Source organism: Pseudomonas sp. NFACC45 (assembly GCF_900113505.1).
GTDB lineage: Bacteria > Pseudomonadota > Gammaproteobacteria > Pseudomonadales > Pseudomonadaceae > Aquipseudomonas > Aquipseudomonas tehranensis.
On sequence record NZ_FOPO01000008.1, the window covers coordinates 1 to 15072 of the forward strand.

The window sequence follows — 15072 nt, forward strand, 5'->3', positions numbered from 1 at the left end:
TGAGGCTTGACCATATAACACCCAAGCAATTTGTTGACCCGATACACAAAGGGCACCAGATTGCGGTGTGTGAAGACGCTATGAACCGAAAGTTCGCACAACACACAAACCTATCGCATACCCATTCGCTGGAACGTGACCGCAAGGCACGCGCTGGCTACCGAATTTCTTGACGACCATAGAGCATTGGAACCACCTGATCCCATCCCGAACTCAGCAGTGAAACGATGCATCGCCGATGGTAGTGTGGGGTTTCCCCATGTGAGAGTAGGTCATCGTCAAGATTAAATTCCGAAACCCCTATCTGCTGATGCAGGTAGGGGTTTTGTTTTTGTGCCGAAAAAAAAAGATGACCTGAAGAGGTCATCCTTTTTTGCATCTGGCAGTTAAGCCCCAGGGACCGGGCAGCTCAGATCGCCTTCTTCGCACTTGAGGTAGGTCTTGAGCGTCTCGACCCGGGCCTTGGTTACGGCTGTGGTGCAATTGCTGTGGACCAGCGGATAGACGCTACCCCCTTCGACTCCGGAGGCAGAAAAATTGCATTCGGCGTCACGGAAGCTGATCCAGGCCCGCTGTGCCTTGACCAGTAGCTGCTTGGCCTGCGGGTCATCTTTCAGGCGTGCAGTGATCTGCTTGTACAGCTGGTTCAGCTCGTTGTCAGCGGCTTTGTGCTCTTGGGCTGCGCACTGGTTCATCGCTCCCTGGGTGGTAGCATTGGCGCAGTCATTGGCTTGAACGACGCTGACAAAAAGCAGCGGCGTCAGTCCTAGGAACAAGCGTGAGGACATGGTCGATCTCTCCCTGATGGGGTTACAAATGCCGAAGGAGTGTACCCAAACGCGGGTTCGATACAACTTTCTGGTTGGCCTCGTGGTCTTACAGGCCTAGTGTTGAACACAGGAGGTGACTCATGCATTCATCTGATCGCATCGAAAGAAAAATTCTGCTCAAGGCGCCGCGCTCGCAGGTCTGGCGGGCCTTGGCCAATGCTGAAGCCTTCGGTCAATGGTTCGGCGTCGCGCTTGAGGGTAGACGATTTGTCGCGGGCGAGCGTACCCAGGGGCAGATCACCTATCCAGGCTATGAACACCTCATCTGGGACGTTGCGGTGGAGCGAGTCGAGCCGGAGCGGGTTTTTTCGTTTCGCTGGCATCCGTACGCCATTGAACCGCAGGTGGACTACTCTCAGGAACCCGAAACGAGGGTTCAGTTCGAACTTGAAGACATGGATGGCGGCACCTTGCTCAAAGTGGTGGAGTCGGGCTTTAACGGTATCCCGCAGGCGCGTCGGCTTAAGGCTTTTCGTATGGACAGCCGTGGTTGGGACGAGCAGATGGTCAATATCGAAGCATTCCTGGCCAAGGCCTGATCCTCAGTGTTTGAGCACTCTAAGGGTTTACGGAAGGGCGGCTATAGCGAATGTCTTACACGCTATGGTTGCTATATCGTCTGTTGCGTTTTGGATCCGATGCGTAATCTGTACTCAACCACTGAAGCACAGGGAGTGCTTCAGGATCAGGGACGATCGACCTTGCAAGGATGGCTATCGACAGGGAGTCGTGATGGTCTTGGAAAAACCCGCCTCGGCGGGTTTTTTTTCGTCTGCAGAAAAGCCGACCTATCAAGCCAGGCGTTGCGCCATAGTACGGTCCGAGCCATCAGCAGCAAGGGCCTGCCCAGGTGTACGGTCCGAACCATCAGCGGCCAGGGCCTGCCCAGGTGTACGGTCCGAACCATCAGCGGCCAGGGCCTGCCCAGGTGTGCGGTCCGAACCATCAGCGGCCACAGGCTGCTGATATCCGAGCGTTTGCGTAAAGAAACGGTCCTGCTGCTGGCTCGGCAGGGCAAAGGCACTGACGCTCAGGACGAAGGTGGTAACGGCGATCAAGGAGCTGAAAGTTTTCATGGCGATGACTCCGGTCATATCAAAGGGGTTGAGTGCCGGGTCGTTCAGATGTCGCGATCTGCTGAACCCGTTGCAGCCCGGACGGTAGTCTTGCTGCATGGGTTCAGAGTAGGGGCGAGGAGGGGGACGCCGTTAGACGGATACTGCCCTCGGTTTGCCTGATCCTGTTTGTGTGCAGGATCAGGCGCGACTCACCTGCAAGGCCTCGGCACGTAGCCGGGCGATGTCCTTGCTCGGCGAGGCCCCGAATAGACGGCTGTATTCGCGGCTGAACTGCGAGGGACTTTCATACCCCATTTTGTAGCCGATTGACGAAACGTCGCTATTCTCCGCCAGCAACAGCCGTCGGGCTTCCTGCAGGCGCAGCTGTTTCTGGTATTGCAGCGGGCTCATGGCAGTCACAGCTTTGAAGCGATGATGCAGTGCCGAAGGGCTGAGATTGATCATTTGTGCCAGGCTATCGATGCTCAGCGGCTCGGCATAATGGCTGTTGAGCCACTCGATTGCGCGACTGATACGGTGGGTTTGCGTGTCGGGGATAGCAATTTCGTGCAAGCGCTGGCCCTGGGCACCCCGTAGCAGGCGGTAGAAAATTTCCTGTTGGGCCAAGGGCGCGAGTGTGGCGATATCGTCCGGACTATCCAACAGCCGTAGTAAACGCAACACCGCATCGAGCAGCGGCGCATCGATGCGGTCCAGGAATAATCCTCGACCGGTCCGTTGGGCCGGTACCCCAATGGGGCTGGCGTCGGCGATCAGACGGCAGATCTGAGCCGGGTCGATATCCAGGCGAATGCACAGGTAGGGGCGTTCGGGGCTGGCTTCGATCACCTGACCCGCCAGCGGCAGGGTGACCGATACCACCAGGTAGTTGAGCGAATCATAGACGTAGCATTCATCCGCCAGCCGAACCTCTTTGCGGCCCTGGACGATCACGCACAAACCGGGCTTGTGGATCGTGTGCAGGGCCTCTGTGGGCTGGTCGCTACGGATCAGGTGCAAGGCCTCGATGGCCGTGGGATGAACGCCGAATTCCGGGGCGAAGCGCTTCATCAGTTCCGCCAGTTCGGTGCGGCGCGGGTTGACGCCGTCCTCAGGCGCAACGTGGATGGACGTGGATACCGACATGCCGATCTATCTCCCTGGCCAAATGGGTGGACCGCGCTAGTAAAGCCGATTGTGCGCCCGGCGACCAGAGGCGGTTTTATCGCTACAGGATCGTGCAAGGGCGCAGGAGGATCCGGCTAACCCAGACACGGATCTGCTCCCTAATCTGGACCTGTCAAAACGCTCCCACCGGGGGGCAATACATCCAGACGAGGAAACCATCATGTCCACTATTCAAAACAAAGTTGTGGTTATCACCGGCGCCAGCAGCGGTATTGGCGAAGCCGCCGCACGGTTGCTGGCTGCCCGGGGCGCGCGAGTGGTGCTGGGTGCACGACGCGTCGATCGCTTGCAGGCGCTGGTGCAGGAACTTGAAGCCGACGGCCAGCAGGCTGCTTGCAAAGCCGTGGACGTGACGCGCCGTGATGATGTCCAGAGCCTGATCGACTTCGCTGTCGAGCGATTCGGCAAGGTCGATGTGATCGTCAACAACGCCGGGGTCATGCCGCTCTCCAAACTCGAGGCGCTGAAAGTTGATGAATGGGACCGCATGATTGACGTCAACATTCGTGGCGTACTCCACGGTATCGCCGCCGGTTTGCCCTTGATGCAACGCCAGCGCAGTGGCCAATTTATCAACATCGCTTCTATTGGTGCCTACACCGTCAGCCCGACGGCGGCGGTGTACTGCGCCACCAAGTTCGCTGTGCGGGCGATTTCCGAGGGTTTGCGCCAGGAGGTCGGCGGTGACGTGCGAGTGACGGTGATTTCCCCTGGCGTAACCGAGTCGGAGTTGGCCGAAAGCATTTCCGATGAAGGCGGGCGCGCCGAGATGCGCGAGTTTCGCCGGATCGCCATTCCCGCCGAGGCGATTGCCCGGGCGATTGCCTATGCCATTGAACAGCCGGCCGATGTGGACGTCAGCGAACTGGTGGTGCGCCCGACGGCCAGCCCGTTCTGACTGGAATCGTTATTGCAGTGCCAATCGCGCCGCTGCCCGTTGAGTAATCTGCGAGCGCACTCGAAACGACTCTGCTGCGCGTCGGTTGGCTTCTGCCAGCACTTGGGATGGCGCAGAGTCCGGGCTGCCGGCGCTGAATGGCGGGGCCGGGGCGTATTCAAGCTGTAGCTGGACCAGCTCGGCGGTGTCCTGGTCGAACAGTTCGGCCGCCAGGGTCAAGGCAAAATCGATCCCGGCGGTGATGCCACCCCCGGTGAACAAGTTGCCGTCGCGTACCACGCGGTCCTTGACCGGTGTGGCGCCCAGGGTTTGCAGCAGACTGTGATAGGCCCAATGGGTGGTGGCCCGTTTACCCCGCAACAGGCCCGCCGCACCCAGCACCAGCGAACCGGTGCACACCGAGGTGATGTACTGCGCGTGGGCCGCCTGTTGCTTGATGAACGCCAAGGTCTGCTCGTCTTCCATCAAGGGCCCGACGCCGCTGCCGCCTGGGATGCAGATCACGTCGAGCTTGGGGCACTTCTCGAACGTGGTGGTCGGTAGGAGTACCAGCCCGGTGCTGGCGGTGACGGGGGCCAGGTCTTTCCAGATCAGATGCACCTTCACGTCTGGCAGCGAGGCGAGCACGTCATAAGGGCCGGTGAGGTCCAGTTGTTGAACCTGGGGAAATAACAGAAAACCGATCTGCAACGCCATGGCGCTTTCTCCTGAAGTGATGCCTGAGAGGTGGACGGTTTAACTTTAGGCCCGTAGGCTCTGGCGTATACGCCAATAAGCCCACGAATTACGCCAATATGCCAAATCCCCCGAAAACCGTTCATGTACTGGCCTTTGCCAACGTGCAGGTGCTGGATGTCACCGGGCCTTTGCAGGTCTTTGCTTCGGCCAACGACCTGGCACGCCAGCAAGGCTTGCCGTTGCCTTACGCCCCGACCGTGATTGCTGCCGGTGGCGGGGCGGTGATGTCGTCGGCGGGGCTGGCGCTGCTAGCCGAGCCGCTGCCGAGCGAGGGCAGCGACACATTGCTCATCGCCGGCGGTTGGGGGGTGTACGAGGCGGCGCAGGACACGGCGCTGGTGGCCTGGGTCAGGGACCATGGCCTGCGTTCGCGCCGGGTGGCGTCGGTGTGCACCGGGGCGTTTCTGCTGGCCGCCAGCGGTTGGCTGGACGGACGCCGAGTGGTCACACACTGGACCCGTTGTGAACTACTGGCCAGGCAACATCCGCAACTGCGGGTCGAACCCAACCCGATTTTTATCAACGACGGCCCGGTCTGGACTTCGGCGGGCGTTACGGCCGGCATCGACCTGGCGTTGGCCCTGGTGGAGGACGATTTGGGTCGCGCCATCGCCCTGGAAGTCGCCCGGCAACTGGTGGTGTTCCTCAAGCGTCCGGGCGGTCAATCGCAGTTCAGCGTGACCTTGTCACTGCAGAATCAGGGCAGTCGTTTTGACGATCTGCACGCCTGGATTGCGGAAAACCTCACCCAGGACCTGGGCTTGCCGAATCTGGCGGCCGAGGCGGGGATGAGCGAGCGCAGTTTCGTGCGCCACTACCGCGCCGACACCGGCCAGACGCCGGCGCGGGCGGTGGAGCTGATTCGCGTGGAAACCGCCCGCCGGCTGCTGGCCGACACTGCACTGCCGATCAAGCGGGTCGCGGTGCAGTGCGGCTTTGGCAGCGAAGAAACCCTGCGCCGCAGCTTCCTGCGGGCCATGGGCGTGACGCCTCAGGCGTATCGCGAGCGTTTCGCGGTCAGCCTTCAAGCAGATCCAGCAATGCCCTGAGCGTGGCCTGGGGGGCTTCCTGGGGAATGTTGTGGCCAACGCCGGCCAGCACTCGACGCTGGTAAAAACCGCTGAAATGCTCGGCGTCTTCGTCGTGTTCAGGCGCAGGTCCGACGCCGTCATCGGCACCGCACAGGGAGATGCTCGGTACGCTGATGGCCGGTTGCGCGGTCAGTCGCTCCTCCATCCACTCCAGCGTCGGGTCGCCCGGTGCGTACATGAAGCGATGGCGGTAGGAGTGAATCACCACCTCGACGAAATCCGGGTTGTCGAAGGACGGGGCGCTGAGTGGATACAGCGCTGCGCCGCGCGTCCAGGTCGGTGACCACAGGCGCCAGAGCAACTGGCACAGTTCGCGCCGGTTCTGGGTCAGGCCTTCGACGCCCCGGGCACTGTGGAAGTAATACTGGTACCACAATCTGTGCTCGGTCTCAGGGGCCAGTGGCTGAGTCGATCGGGGAATGTCCTGCAAGTTGTAGCCATCCCCAGTCACCAGGCAGCGAACCCGTTCGGGCCACAGCGCCGCCACGATACACGCGGCCCGCCCGCCCCAGTCGTAGCCGCATAACGCTGCTTGGGGGATGGCGAGTGCCTGCATCAGGTCCAGCAGATCCTGGGCCAGCGCCGCTTGCTGGCCGGAGCGCAGGATGCTCGGGTTATTGAACCGGGTCGGGCCGTAGCCGCGCAGGTACGGCACGATAACCCAATAGCCGCGCTGAGCCAGGGCCGGAGCGACTTCATCAAAGGCCCTGGGGTCGTAAGGGAAACCGTGCAGCAGAATGACCGGGGCGCCGCTGGCGGGGCCGTGCTCTTCGTAGGCGATGCGCAGCAGAGGCGTCACCGCGAAGCTGATCCTGGGCGCCTGGTTCATGTCGGCCTCCTGCACGGCTCGGTTGCCGTTATGCGGGTTCCTGATTCACGTATTTGCTCCGATCCGGCGTGAAGGTCACGATCATGTTCGTGCTGGAGCAGGTCAGGGTGCGGTCCTGGGACAGGTCGATGTCCAAATCTTCACCGCGCAGGCCCTGCCATTGGGCGAGGTACTTGAGGCAGCCGAACTTTTCGTTTTTCTTCAGGCTGCGGCTGACACCGCCTTTCCAGCCGAGCACCGGCAATTCACCGGCCAGGCAACGCTGCGCCAGCTCGGGAAACTTCAGCGCCCGGTCGCGGCCGATTTCCCAGCACTTGATCAGGCCCTTGTCCTGGCCTTCCCAGAGGTCTTCCCGGGTCAGGCCTGTTCGGGGCGGGGTGGTGATAGAGCGTTTTACATGGGTCATGTCAGATCCTTGAATCGGGTTTTATCGGGCAGCTCCGCTGCACCCGTGAGTGCATCGATCTTAGGAGGGGTTTGCGGGGCTGGCAACCTGTAGCGGGGCGTGGCGATAAATGGGAGGGATGCCTGTGATGCTTTTTTGTGGCAAGCAGATTATTTCCGCTGATGACACCCTGTAGGAGCTGCCGAAGGCTGCGATCTTTTGATCTTGATTTTGGGACTCAAGCGCTAAGGAAGAGATCGCAGCCTTCGGCAGCTCCTACAGGGGGATGGGGTTCCTACAAAAAAATAGGTGAGCCGGAATTTTCTGACGAGTCGTGGCGGTTGTCGGTTCGGAAGCGGCGGGGCTAGGCTTTGCCGGTCGCTGCAAAATCAGCGACCGGGTTTGGTCACCCGTCCAATGTCAGGCGCACACGCGCCAACCTCAGCATGTCGGCGCTTTTTTATGTGCTTGTCGGTATGCTTTGCGGTGGGCTGTGCGCGGGGCACTTTCGAGTGCGCCGGGTGCCTGACTTCCCGGTTGACCAACCTGCGTATAGCCCACCACCCCTCGTTTGGTCACGAGGTGAGAGGGCTCAATTTCAAGTCAGGAGCTTCACAATGGTCAAGATCACCCCCAACCCCCCAAAAGCCGAAAACCTGTCCGCCTACACCACCCTCGACACAAAAAAGCTCCGCGAAGCCGCCGACCGGGCGCTGAATATCCACTTGTCTCCCCCGACCCCAACCCAACCCGATACCCAGCATGGCCAGGTATTTTCAGTGGTCCCAGGCCTCAACACCGAATCCGTGTTGACCAGCCTCAGCGAAACCCTGGCTTCGGCCAACGCCATGGTCAGTGACCTGGCATTCGAGCTGGAAGGCTCCCGGCGGCATGTTGCGCTGGGGATTCTGCAGTTGATTGAACTGGGTACGTTGCTGGCCGATCGTGCGCTGGATGACATCGAATTGGCAGAGCCTACGCGGTAGTCATTGCACCTGTTCTCTGTGGCGAGGGGATTTATCCCCGCTGGACTGCGTAGCAGCCCCTCCAGAGGCCAACCCCATTCGACCCCTGTAGGAGCTGCCGAAGGCTGCGATCTTTGATCTTGATTTTGGGACTCAAGCGCTAAGGAAGAGATCGCAGCCTTCGGCAGCTCCTACAGGGGGATGGGGTTCCTACAAAAAAACAGGTGAACCGGAATTTTCTGACGAGTCGTGGCGGTTGTCGGTTCGGAAGCGGCGGGGCTAGGCTTTGCCGGTCGCTGCAAAATCAGCGACCGGGTTTGGTCGCCCGGGTTTAGAATGGCGCACGGTGCCGCGCGAGCGGCAAGCTGCTTTATGGCTGGCTGTGCGTGGGAGGGCTTCGGGCCCTGCCGGGTTTCCATTCCCTGGTCGACCAACCTGCGTACAGTTCGCCACCCTCCTGCTTGGTCGCGGAAAGGGCGAACTCCCTCTTTTGAATGGAGCTTCACGTCATGGTCAAGATCACCCCCAACCCGCCAAAAGCCGAAAACCTGTCCGCCTACACCACCCTCGACACAAAAAAGCTCCGCGAAGCCGCCGACCGGGCGCTGAACATTCACTTGTCTCCCCCGGCCTCAGCCAAACCCGATACCCAGCATGGCCAGGTATTTTCAGTGGTCCCAGGCCTCAACACCGAATCCGTGTTGACCAGCCTCAGCGAAACCCTGGCTTCGGCCAATGCGATGGTCAGTGACCTGGCATTCGAGCTGGAAGGCTCCCGGCGGCATGTGGCGCTGGGGATTCAGCAGTTGATTGAGCTGGGGACGTTGCTGGCCGATCGTGCGTTGGATGACATCGAATTGGCTGAGCCTACGCGATAGTCATTGCACCTGTTCTCTGTGGCGAGGGGATTTATCCCCGCTGGACTGCGTAGCAGCCCCTCCAGAGGCCAACCCCATTCACCCGACATACCGAGTTGGCAGTTTTCGGGGCCGCTTCGCACCCCTGCGGGGATAAATCCCCTCGCCACAGATGGATGGGTTTACCCTAAAACCAAGCCAGTACAACTCACGGCTGCCAATGGGTTTTGTCCCCACTCAATTTTCGGTCCAGAAAACTGGCGGCGCTGATCAGTGCCAGGTGGCTCAAGGCTTGGGGGGTGTTGCCCAGGTGGTAGCCGTGGCTGTCGAACTCTTCGGCATATAAGCCCAGTGGATTGGCGTAGCGCAGCAACTGCTCGAACTCCAGCTGGGCTTTTTCCACGCGGCCGGCGCGTGCCAGGCATTCGACGTACCAGAACGAGCAGGCGACAAACGAACCTTCGGTGCCACTAAGCCCGTCGATGGGGCTGTCGTCGTTGCGGTAGCGGTACACCATTCCGTCGCGCACCAGGTCTTTTTCAATGGCATCAAGGGTTGAAAGCCAGCGCGGGTCGCGGGCGCTGACGAAGCGCACCAGGGGCATCAGCAACATCGAACCGTCGAGAGCGGTGCTGCCCAGGCGCTGGACGAAATGCTGCCGGTCCTCGTTCCAGAAGTTTGTCCAGATGTCTTCGTAGATGGCCTGGCGGGTCTGGTCCCAGCGCGCGAACGGGGCGGGCAGGGAGCGTTTTTCGGCCAGGCGGATGGCACGGTCGACGGCGACCCAGCACATCAGGCGCGAATGCAGGAAGTGTTGCTTGTCGCCGCGCATTTCCCAGATGCCCACGTCTTTGTCCTGCCAGATTTCGCACACCTGATCGACCACGTTGACGGTGTGCTTCCAGCCTTGATGGGAAATGGCTTCGCCGTACTTGTTGACCAGGTACACCGCATCCATCAGCTCGCCAAAGATGTCCAGTTGCACCTGTTTGTAGGCGAGGTTGCCGATGCGCACTGGCTGGGCATTGCCGAAGCCGCTCAGGTGCGGCAACTCGGTTTCCGGCAGCTCCTGCCTGCCATCCAGGCCATACAGGATGTTGAGCTTGGTCGGCTGATCGCAGCAGTCGCTGACCCGGCCCCGCAGAAAACGCATGTAGGCGTTGGCTTCTTCAACGAAGCCCAGGCGCATGAACGCATAAACGGTGAAGGAAGCGTCGCGGATCCAGGTGTAGCGGTAATCCCAGTTGCGCTCGCCGCCACGGGTTTCCGGCAGGCCGAAGGTCGCGGCGGCGAGGATGGCGCCGTGTTTACGCGAGGTCAGCAGTTTCAGCGCCAGGGCGGAGCGGTTGACCACCTCGCGCCAGCGCCCGCGATAATTCGATTGGCCAATCCAGCCGCGCCAGAACGCCAGGGTTCGTTCCAGGCAGAGGGCGCCGACGTCATCCTGAAGTCGTGGGTCGTCGATACCGCCCAACAGGAACTCGGCAGTCTGGCCCTCTTCCAGGGTGAACTCGGCCTGCGCCGCGTTGCCGCTCAGCGTCATGGCCTGATCGGAACACAAGCGCAGGGTCGGTTGTTGCGCGGCTTCGAAGAGGACGTGATCACCGTCCCGGCGCGCAGTGGTCGCTGCTCGCGCATAGTCGTGGCGCACCGCGCAGCGCATGCGAAAGGTCGCTCGGCCGACGGTCATGTGCACTTTGCGCATCAGCACCGGCAAATCATCCTCGCTGTCGCTGATGGGTAGCATGTCGGTGATCTCCACCACCGCACCGTCACTCAGCCAGCGGGTTTGCAGCACGTTGGTATCAGGCAGGTAGATCTGCTGGCGACGGGCGTGGGGCAGGTCCGGGGCGAGCTGGAAGATGCCCGCTTCGGGGGTGTCCAGCAGCGAGCAGAAAATCGATGGGCTGTCGAATTCCGGCCAGCAGAAAAAGTCGACGCTGCCTCGGTCATTCACCAGCGCAGCACTGCGCATGTCGCCGATGATGCCGTGGTTCTCGATAGGGCTTTGTGGTTCGTGATCGTTAGCCATTGCCGCGAAACCCCGGATAAAGGCTCATCCCGCCATCGATGAACAATGTGGTGCCCACGACATAATCGGACAAGTCCGACGCCAGCCAGACCACCGCGTTGGCGACATCTTCCACATCGCCAATACGACCGTAAGGGATCAGCTCCAGCAGTTTTTGCTCCTGCTCACCCTCGGTGGCCTCGCGGTTGATGGCGGTGCGGATCGCGCCGGGCGCGATGCCGTTGATGCGGATGCGCTGGTGGCTGGTTTCCTGGGCGAGACTCTGCATCAATAGATCGACGCCGCCCTTGGACGCGGCGTAATTGGCGTGACCCGCCCAAGGGATGCGCTGATGCACCGAGCTCATGTGGATGATCTTGCCCGCGGCCCGGGAGACGCCTTGGCGAATGCCCTGCTGGTTGAAAATCCGCAGTGCAGCGCGCGCGCAGAGGAACTGACCGGTCAGGTTGACGCCGATCACCGTGTTCCAATCCTCCAGGCTCATGTCGACGGCGGCGGCGTCTTTTTGCAGGCCAGAGTTGGCGACCAGAATGTCCAGCGTGCCAAACGCATCCAGGGTCTGGGCGAACAACCGTTCGACGTCTTGCTCTTTCGATACATCGGCACCGATAGCGATGGCCTGGCCGCCGTTGTCGTTGATCTCGCGGGCTAGTTCTTCGGCCGGGCCGGCGCTGGAGTGGTAGTTGAGCACCACGGCGGCACCGGCCGCCGCCAATGCCCTGGCCGAGCCCGCACCAATGCCGGAACTGGCGCCGGTGACCAGGGCAACCTGTCGGTCGAGGGATATCTGCATGGTCTAGCACCTTGAATGGAGAGCCTTACCTGCTGACTGGTATGAGGTGCGTGGAGTTCATTTAGGTAAAACAGTCTTCACATTTCAACGGCTGCCGGACGCCAAGGGGGCAAGCGCCTGTTGGACCTGTAGGAGCTGCCGAGCGAAGCGAGGCTGCGATCTTTTCCCCAGGCACTTGGATTTCATGTGAAAGATCAAAAGATCGCAGGCTTCGCCAGCTCCTACACAGCCCGGCGGGAGCATGCGCTCTCACCCGAACGTCACCAACCCCGCCCCGAATTCACCCAGAAATTCACCGACAACGAAGTGGACACCGACTCCACCTGATGGAACCAGCCTTCGGGCAGGAACAGCAGATCCCCGGCTTCCAACGTCACCCGCAGGAAGGTCACATCACGGGCGCGGGGGAAACGCTGGTAGTCCGGCGCATCTGGGTTGAAATCGCAACCGTCCAGACCACCTTGGGGCGCTGTGGACCAAGTGCCGAGGGCTTCGCGGTGATGGGGCGCGGCAAGGGTGAAGGTTTTCTGACCCCAGACCTGGGCGAACAGATTGTCGGTGTCGTCGCGGTGCAGTGGCGTCAGGGTGCCTTTGGGGCCGATCCAGATGCGCGGGGGGATGAACAGCGACGGGTCGAAGTAGGCCGGGTACTTGATCTGCTCCATCAGCTGCGCCGGCAGAATGTTGTTGCCCATGTAGGCCGGCGGTTCGCCATCGGCGCCCTTGACCGCCGGGCTGTCCAGGGAAGCAATGAAATCGGCCATGGACGTTGAGCGAAAATCCCGCTCGGTGGAGAAGGTTTTCTTCACGTAATCGCCGTGGCGGGTGATGCCTTGCAGCTCGGCAAAATGCACCAGGGATTCTTCGCGGCTGAGCTTGAACAACGGCCAGTCCTGCAAGGCATCGCTGATCACCACCGGAATGCCGTGAGGCAGGTAGCGCGCGCGAAACTCCTGCACCGACAGCTCGCTGCGCGGCCGACGTTCCACGCTGCGTTGGGTCGGCAGGCTGGCAGTGAGCTTTTCGCTGAAGCGCGGCGGGGTGGGATAGCGCTTGTTCATGTCGACTTTTTCCACCGCGCCACCGCCGTGGCGGGCATGCTCGATGATCTGCGGCAACAATGTCGCCAGGCCCATGTTGCCGCCGATCTTCAGGCGTCCGCTGGCGAACAGCTCCTCGACATTGGCCATACCGGCCATGATCCCAAGAAAGTCTTTTTCCGCCACTTCGATGGTCACGTCGGGGCTGCTGTGGCGACCGGCCTGGGTGCGGCTGCTGGTCTTGACCTCGGACCAGTACGCCTGCTGGGGGCCGAACACGAATTGGAAAACACCTTCGATACCAACGGCGCCGGCGTTGGCGAACAGTTTGCCCAGGATGGTTTGCAGGTCCACGGCGGTCACTCTTGCGGGTTTTAGTCTGAGCAGGTAACGAGGGCCGGGACCGGAAATTTAACCCTCCTAGCGGGTTGCAACCATGAACACACGAGGAAATGGCAGCAGAACCGTTCCATCGTCCAGGGCTGGATAAGCCTGTTCGACGGCGTTGAGGTACTGCTCCAGGTATTGCACACGCTGCACCTCATCCAGCGGCTCGAGAAACGGCCGCAAACCGCTGCCCTTGAACCACTCCACCACGCCTGCGGCGCCTCCGGCCAGCGGGTGATGGTACGTGGTGCGCCACACATCGACGCGGGCGCAATGGGGCTTGAGGATCGAATAGTACTGGCTGGCATCGGCCACTTCCGTGCGCGTATCGGCTGCTCCGGCCAGTTGCCTGGCCCAGGGCCCGTTGGCGGCGATTTCTCGCATCAAGCGGTGGGACGGCTGGTGCAGCGTGTCGGGCATCTGGATCGCCAGGCTGCCACCCTCGGCCAGTTTGTTTACCAGTGACGGCAGCAGGGTGGCGTGGTCTGGCAGCCATTGCAGCACCGCGTTGGCGAAGATCACATCAAAGGGGCCGGGTTCGTCCCATTGGCCGATGTCCGCGGTGTCGAATGCCACTTCGGGCAGGCGCTGGCGGGCGGCCTGTATCATGTCGCTGGAGCTGTCCAGGCCGCGCACCGTGGCCCCGGGAAAGTGCTCCACCAACAATTCTGTGGAATTGCCGGGGCCGCACCCCAGGTCGATCACCGAGCGCGCCTGCCCCGGCGGGATGGCGGCCAGCAGGTCCCGGGCCGGGCGGGTGCGTTCCTGTTCAAACGTGACGTATTGCTTGGCGGACCAGCTCATGGTGTTCTCCTGTGGAGTGGATCTGACCGAGATGCTCGCCAGTATAGGGCGTCTGTGAAAGCATGGGGTCCATCCCGCGACGCTGACTAATTCGCCGTGTTGCCACTTCGTTATCTTTCATACACGACCGATCGGAGAAAACCGCAGTGACCCAACTGACCCTGCTGTGCCTGCCGTATTCCGGCGCCAGCGCGATGGTTTACAGCCGCTGGCGGCGCAAATTGCCGCAATGGCTGCACCTGCAACCGGTGGAGTTGCCGGGGCGCGGGGCGCGTTTCGGCGAGCCGCTGCACACCGACATGGGGCCGTTGGCGATGCAATTGGCCCGCGAACTGCGCCCCACTCTCCAGACCCCTTATGCGTTGTTCGGCCACAGCCTGGGCGCGCTGCTGGCCTGTGAAATCGCCCATGCCTTACGCGAGTTGGGTTGCCCGGAACCGGTAGCGCTGTTCGCCTCGGGCACCGCGGCGCCGACGATGCGCGCTGATTACGACCGCGGTTTTGCCATGCCGAAAACCGATGCCGAATTGATCGAGCAACTGCGCACCCTCAATGGCACCAGCGAAGAGGTATTGGCCAATGAAGAACTGATGGCCCTGACCTTGCCTGTGCTGCGGGCGGATTTTCTGCTGTGTGGGCGCTTCGAGCCGCGAACCCGAGCGCCGCTCAAATGCCCGGTACACGTGCTCGGCGGCACCACCGACAAGGCCAGCACCGAGCAGCTGATCGGCTGGAGCCGGGAAACCTCCGGCAGCTTTTCGGTGGACATGCTAGCCGGCGGTCACTTCTTTATCCATGAGCACGAGGCCAGGGTGCTAAGGCTGATCAAGGATCAGTTGAGCGTGCATCATCGGCGGCATGGGTTGGCAATCAGCGCCTGATGCACTGATTCACAAACAATCTGCTTTTGTGGCGAGGGAGCTTGCTCCCGCTGGGTTGCGCCCCGTGTAGGAGCTGACGAGTGTAACGAGGCTGCGATCTTGTCCCGGACAGTTTAGGTCTCAAGCGAAAGATCAAGATCAAGATCAAAAGATCGCAGGCTACGCCAGCTCCTACAGCCACGGATTTCCCTCTTTCCTGACCTCTATTCTCAAACGCTAATTTTTCCGGTCTGCATTCGTTTTATAGGGACGACATGCCTTTGTGCCTTGTGCCCACTGATTCCGGATACCCAGAA

Annotated in this window: 16 protein-coding genes and 1 rRNA gene; 7 read left to right on the forward strand and 10 right to left on the reverse strand. The window is 61.1% G+C overall.

The annotated features are described in order from the left end of the window. Positions 1-168: 168 nt before the first annotated feature. Positions 169-284, forward strand: a 5S ribosomal RNA gene (gene rrf / locus BM132_RS15635). A gap of 102 nt (positions 285-386) precedes the next feature. Here rrf and BM132_RS15640 read toward each other — a convergent pair. Next, positions 387-788, reverse strand: coding sequence for a lysozyme inhibitor LprI family protein (locus BM132_RS15640; protein ID WP_092456551.1), 402 nt, complete (start codon positions 786-788; stop codon positions 387-389). Between the two features lie 122 nt (positions 789-910). Here BM132_RS15640 and BM132_RS15645 point away from each other — a divergent pair, with 122 nt between their 5' ends. Then, a complete protein-coding gene (locus BM132_RS15645) occupies positions 911-1369 on the forward strand; it encodes an SRPBCC family protein (protein ID WP_092403140.1) in 459 nt (152 codons plus the stop codon). A 252-nt stretch (positions 1370-1621) separates the two neighbouring features. On the opposite strand, the gene BM132_RS15650 is transcribed toward BM132_RS15645, so the two are convergent. Both BM132_RS15650 and BM132_RS15655 read right to left on the reverse strand, forming a co-directional pair. Beyond that, a complete protein-coding gene (locus tag BM132_RS15650) occupies positions 1622-1906 on the reverse strand; it encodes a hypothetical protein (protein ID WP_092456554.1) in 285 nt (94 codons plus the stop codon). Between the two features lie 180 nt (positions 1907-2086). Further along, a complete protein-coding gene (locus BM132_RS15655; RefSeq protein ID WP_092456557.1) occupies positions 2087-3034 on the reverse strand; it encodes an AraC family transcriptional regulator in 948 nt (315 codons plus the stop codon). Between the two features lie 202 nt (positions 3035-3236). Between BM132_RS15655 and BM132_RS15660 the strand changes: the two genes are divergently transcribed. After that, on the forward strand, positions 3237-3974 hold the full coding sequence (locus BM132_RS15660) for an SDR family oxidoreductase (RefSeq protein ID WP_092456559.1): 738 nt from the start codon (positions 3237-3239) through the stop codon (positions 3972-3974). Between the two features lie 9 nt (positions 3975-3983). Here the strand turns inward: BM132_RS15660 and inhA are convergent, their stop codons facing one another. After that, complete coding sequence (gene inhA / locus BM132_RS15665) at positions 3984-4670, reverse strand: isonitrile hydratase (RefSeq protein WP_092456562.1); 687 nt, start codon at positions 4668-4670, stop codon at positions 3984-3986. Between the two features lie 98 nt (positions 4671-4768). Here inhA and BM132_RS15670 point away from each other — a divergent pair, with 98 nt between their 5' ends. Next, positions 4769-5761 (forward strand): GlxA family transcriptional regulator, encoded by a 993-nt coding sequence (locus BM132_RS15670; protein WP_092456565.1) that lies wholly within the window; start codon positions 4769-4771, stop codon positions 5759-5761. Here the strand turns inward: BM132_RS15670 and BM132_RS15675 are convergent. Continuing rightward, positions 5730-6632: an alpha/beta fold hydrolase gene (locus tag BM132_RS15675; RefSeq protein WP_092456568.1), complete on the reverse strand. Its 903-nt coding sequence runs from the start codon at positions 6630-6632 to the stop codon at positions 5730-5732. The two genes, BM132_RS15670 and BM132_RS15675, sit on opposite strands and share 32 nt — an antisense overlap. A gap of 28 nt (positions 6633-6660) precedes the next feature. Further along, on the reverse strand, positions 6661-7038 hold the full coding sequence (locus tag BM132_RS15680; RefSeq protein WP_092403154.1) for a hypothetical protein: 378 nt from the start codon (positions 7036-7038) through the stop codon (positions 6661-6663). 596 nt (positions 7039-7634) lie between these two features. Between BM132_RS15680 and BM132_RS15685 the strand changes: the two genes are divergently transcribed. Beyond that, positions 7635-8003 carry a DUF6124 family protein gene (locus BM132_RS15685; protein ID WP_092456571.1) on the forward strand — a complete coding sequence of 123 codons (369 nt, stop codon included), beginning with the start codon at positions 7635-7637 and terminating at the stop codon, positions 8001-8003. 488 nt (positions 8004-8491) lie between these two features. Further along, complete coding sequence (locus tag BM132_RS15690) at positions 8492-8860, forward strand: DUF6124 family protein (RefSeq protein WP_092456574.1); 369 nt, start codon at positions 8492-8494, stop codon at positions 8858-8860. 187 nt (positions 8861-9047) lie between these two features. On the opposite strand, the gene BM132_RS15695 is transcribed toward BM132_RS15690, so the two are convergent. From BM132_RS15695 to tam, 4 genes are all read right to left on the reverse strand, one after another. Continuing rightward, positions 9048-10871 carry a glycoside hydrolase family 15 protein gene (locus BM132_RS15695; RefSeq protein WP_092456577.1) on the reverse strand — a complete coding sequence of 608 codons (1824 nt, stop codon included), beginning with the start codon at positions 10869-10871 and terminating at the stop codon, positions 9048-9050. After that, positions 10864-11664 carry a glucose 1-dehydrogenase gene (locus tag BM132_RS15700; RefSeq protein WP_092456580.1) on the reverse strand — a complete coding sequence of 267 codons (801 nt, stop codon included), beginning with the start codon at positions 11662-11664 and terminating at the stop codon, positions 10864-10866. Before BM132_RS15700 ends, BM132_RS15695 begins: the two co-directional genes overlap by 8 nt. 260 nt (positions 11665-11924) lie before the next feature. Beyond that, on the reverse strand, positions 11925-13058 hold the full coding sequence (locus BM132_RS15705; RefSeq protein ID WP_092456583.1) for a cupin-like domain-containing protein: 1134 nt from the start codon (positions 13056-13058) through the stop codon (positions 11925-11927). A 66-nt stretch (positions 13059-13124) separates the two neighbouring features. Beyond that, positions 13125-13895 (reverse strand): trans-aconitate 2-methyltransferase, encoded by a 771-nt coding sequence (gene tam, locus BM132_RS15710; RefSeq protein ID WP_092456586.1) that lies wholly within the window; start codon positions 13893-13895, stop codon positions 13125-13127. A gap of 146 nt (positions 13896-14041) precedes the next feature. On the opposite strand from tam, the gene BM132_RS15715 reads away from it, so the two are divergent. Next, positions 14042-14776: a thioesterase II family protein gene (locus BM132_RS15715; RefSeq protein WP_092456589.1), complete on the forward strand. Its 735-nt coding sequence runs from the start codon at positions 14042-14044 to the stop codon at positions 14774-14776. Positions 14777-15072 lie beyond the last annotated feature (296 nt).

Coding starts and splice junctions, on each gene's coding strand:
- BM132_RS15640 (WP_092456551.1), bottom strand. CDS start 788: ATGTCCTCACGCTTGTTCCTAGGACTGACGCCGCTGCTTTTTGTCAGC.
- BM132_RS15675 (WP_092456568.1), bottom strand. CDS start 6,632: ATGAACCAGGCGCCCAGGATCAGCTTCGCGGTGACGCCTCTGCTGCGC.
- tam (WP_092456586.1), bottom strand. CDS start 13,895: ATGAGCTGGTCCGCCAAGCAATACGTCACGTTTGAACAGGAACGCACC.
- BM132_RS15685 (WP_092456571.1), top strand. CDS start 7,635: ATGGTCAAGATCACCCCCAACCCCCCAAAAGCCGAAAACCTGTCCGCC.
- BM132_RS15655 (WP_092456557.1), bottom strand. CDS start 3,034: ATGTCGGTATCCACGTCCATCCACGTTGCGCCTGAGGACGGCGTCAAC.
- BM132_RS15700 (WP_092456580.1), bottom strand. CDS start 11,664: ATGCAGATATCCCTCGACCGACAGGTTGCCCTGGTCACCGGCGCCAGT.
- BM132_RS15690 (WP_092456574.1), top strand. CDS start 8,492: ATGGTCAAGATCACCCCCAACCCGCCAAAAGCCGAAAACCTGTCCGCC.
- BM132_RS15670 (WP_092456565.1), top strand. CDS start 4,769: ATGCCAAATCCCCCGAAAACCGTTCATGTACTGGCCTTTGCCAACGTG.
- BM132_RS15695 (WP_092456577.1), bottom strand. CDS start 10,871: ATGGCTAACGATCACGAACCACAAAGCCCTATCGAGAACCACGGCATC.
- BM132_RS15645 (WP_092403140.1), top strand. CDS start 911: ATGCATTCATCTGATCGCATCGAAAGAAAAATTCTGCTCAAGGCGCCG.
- BM132_RS15650 (WP_092456554.1), bottom strand. CDS start 1,906: ATGAAAACTTTCAGCTCCTTGATCGCCGTTACCACCTTCGTCCTGAGC.
- BM132_RS15660 (WP_092456559.1), top strand. CDS start 3,237: ATGTCCACTATTCAAAACAAAGTTGTGGTTATCACCGGCGCCAGCAGC.
- BM132_RS15680 (WP_092403154.1), bottom strand. CDS start 7,038: ATGACCCATGTAAAACGCTCTATCACCACCCCGCCCCGAACAGGCCTG.
- inhA (WP_092456562.1), bottom strand. CDS start 4,670: ATGGCGTTGCAGATCGGTTTTCTGTTATTTCCCCAGGTTCAACAACTG.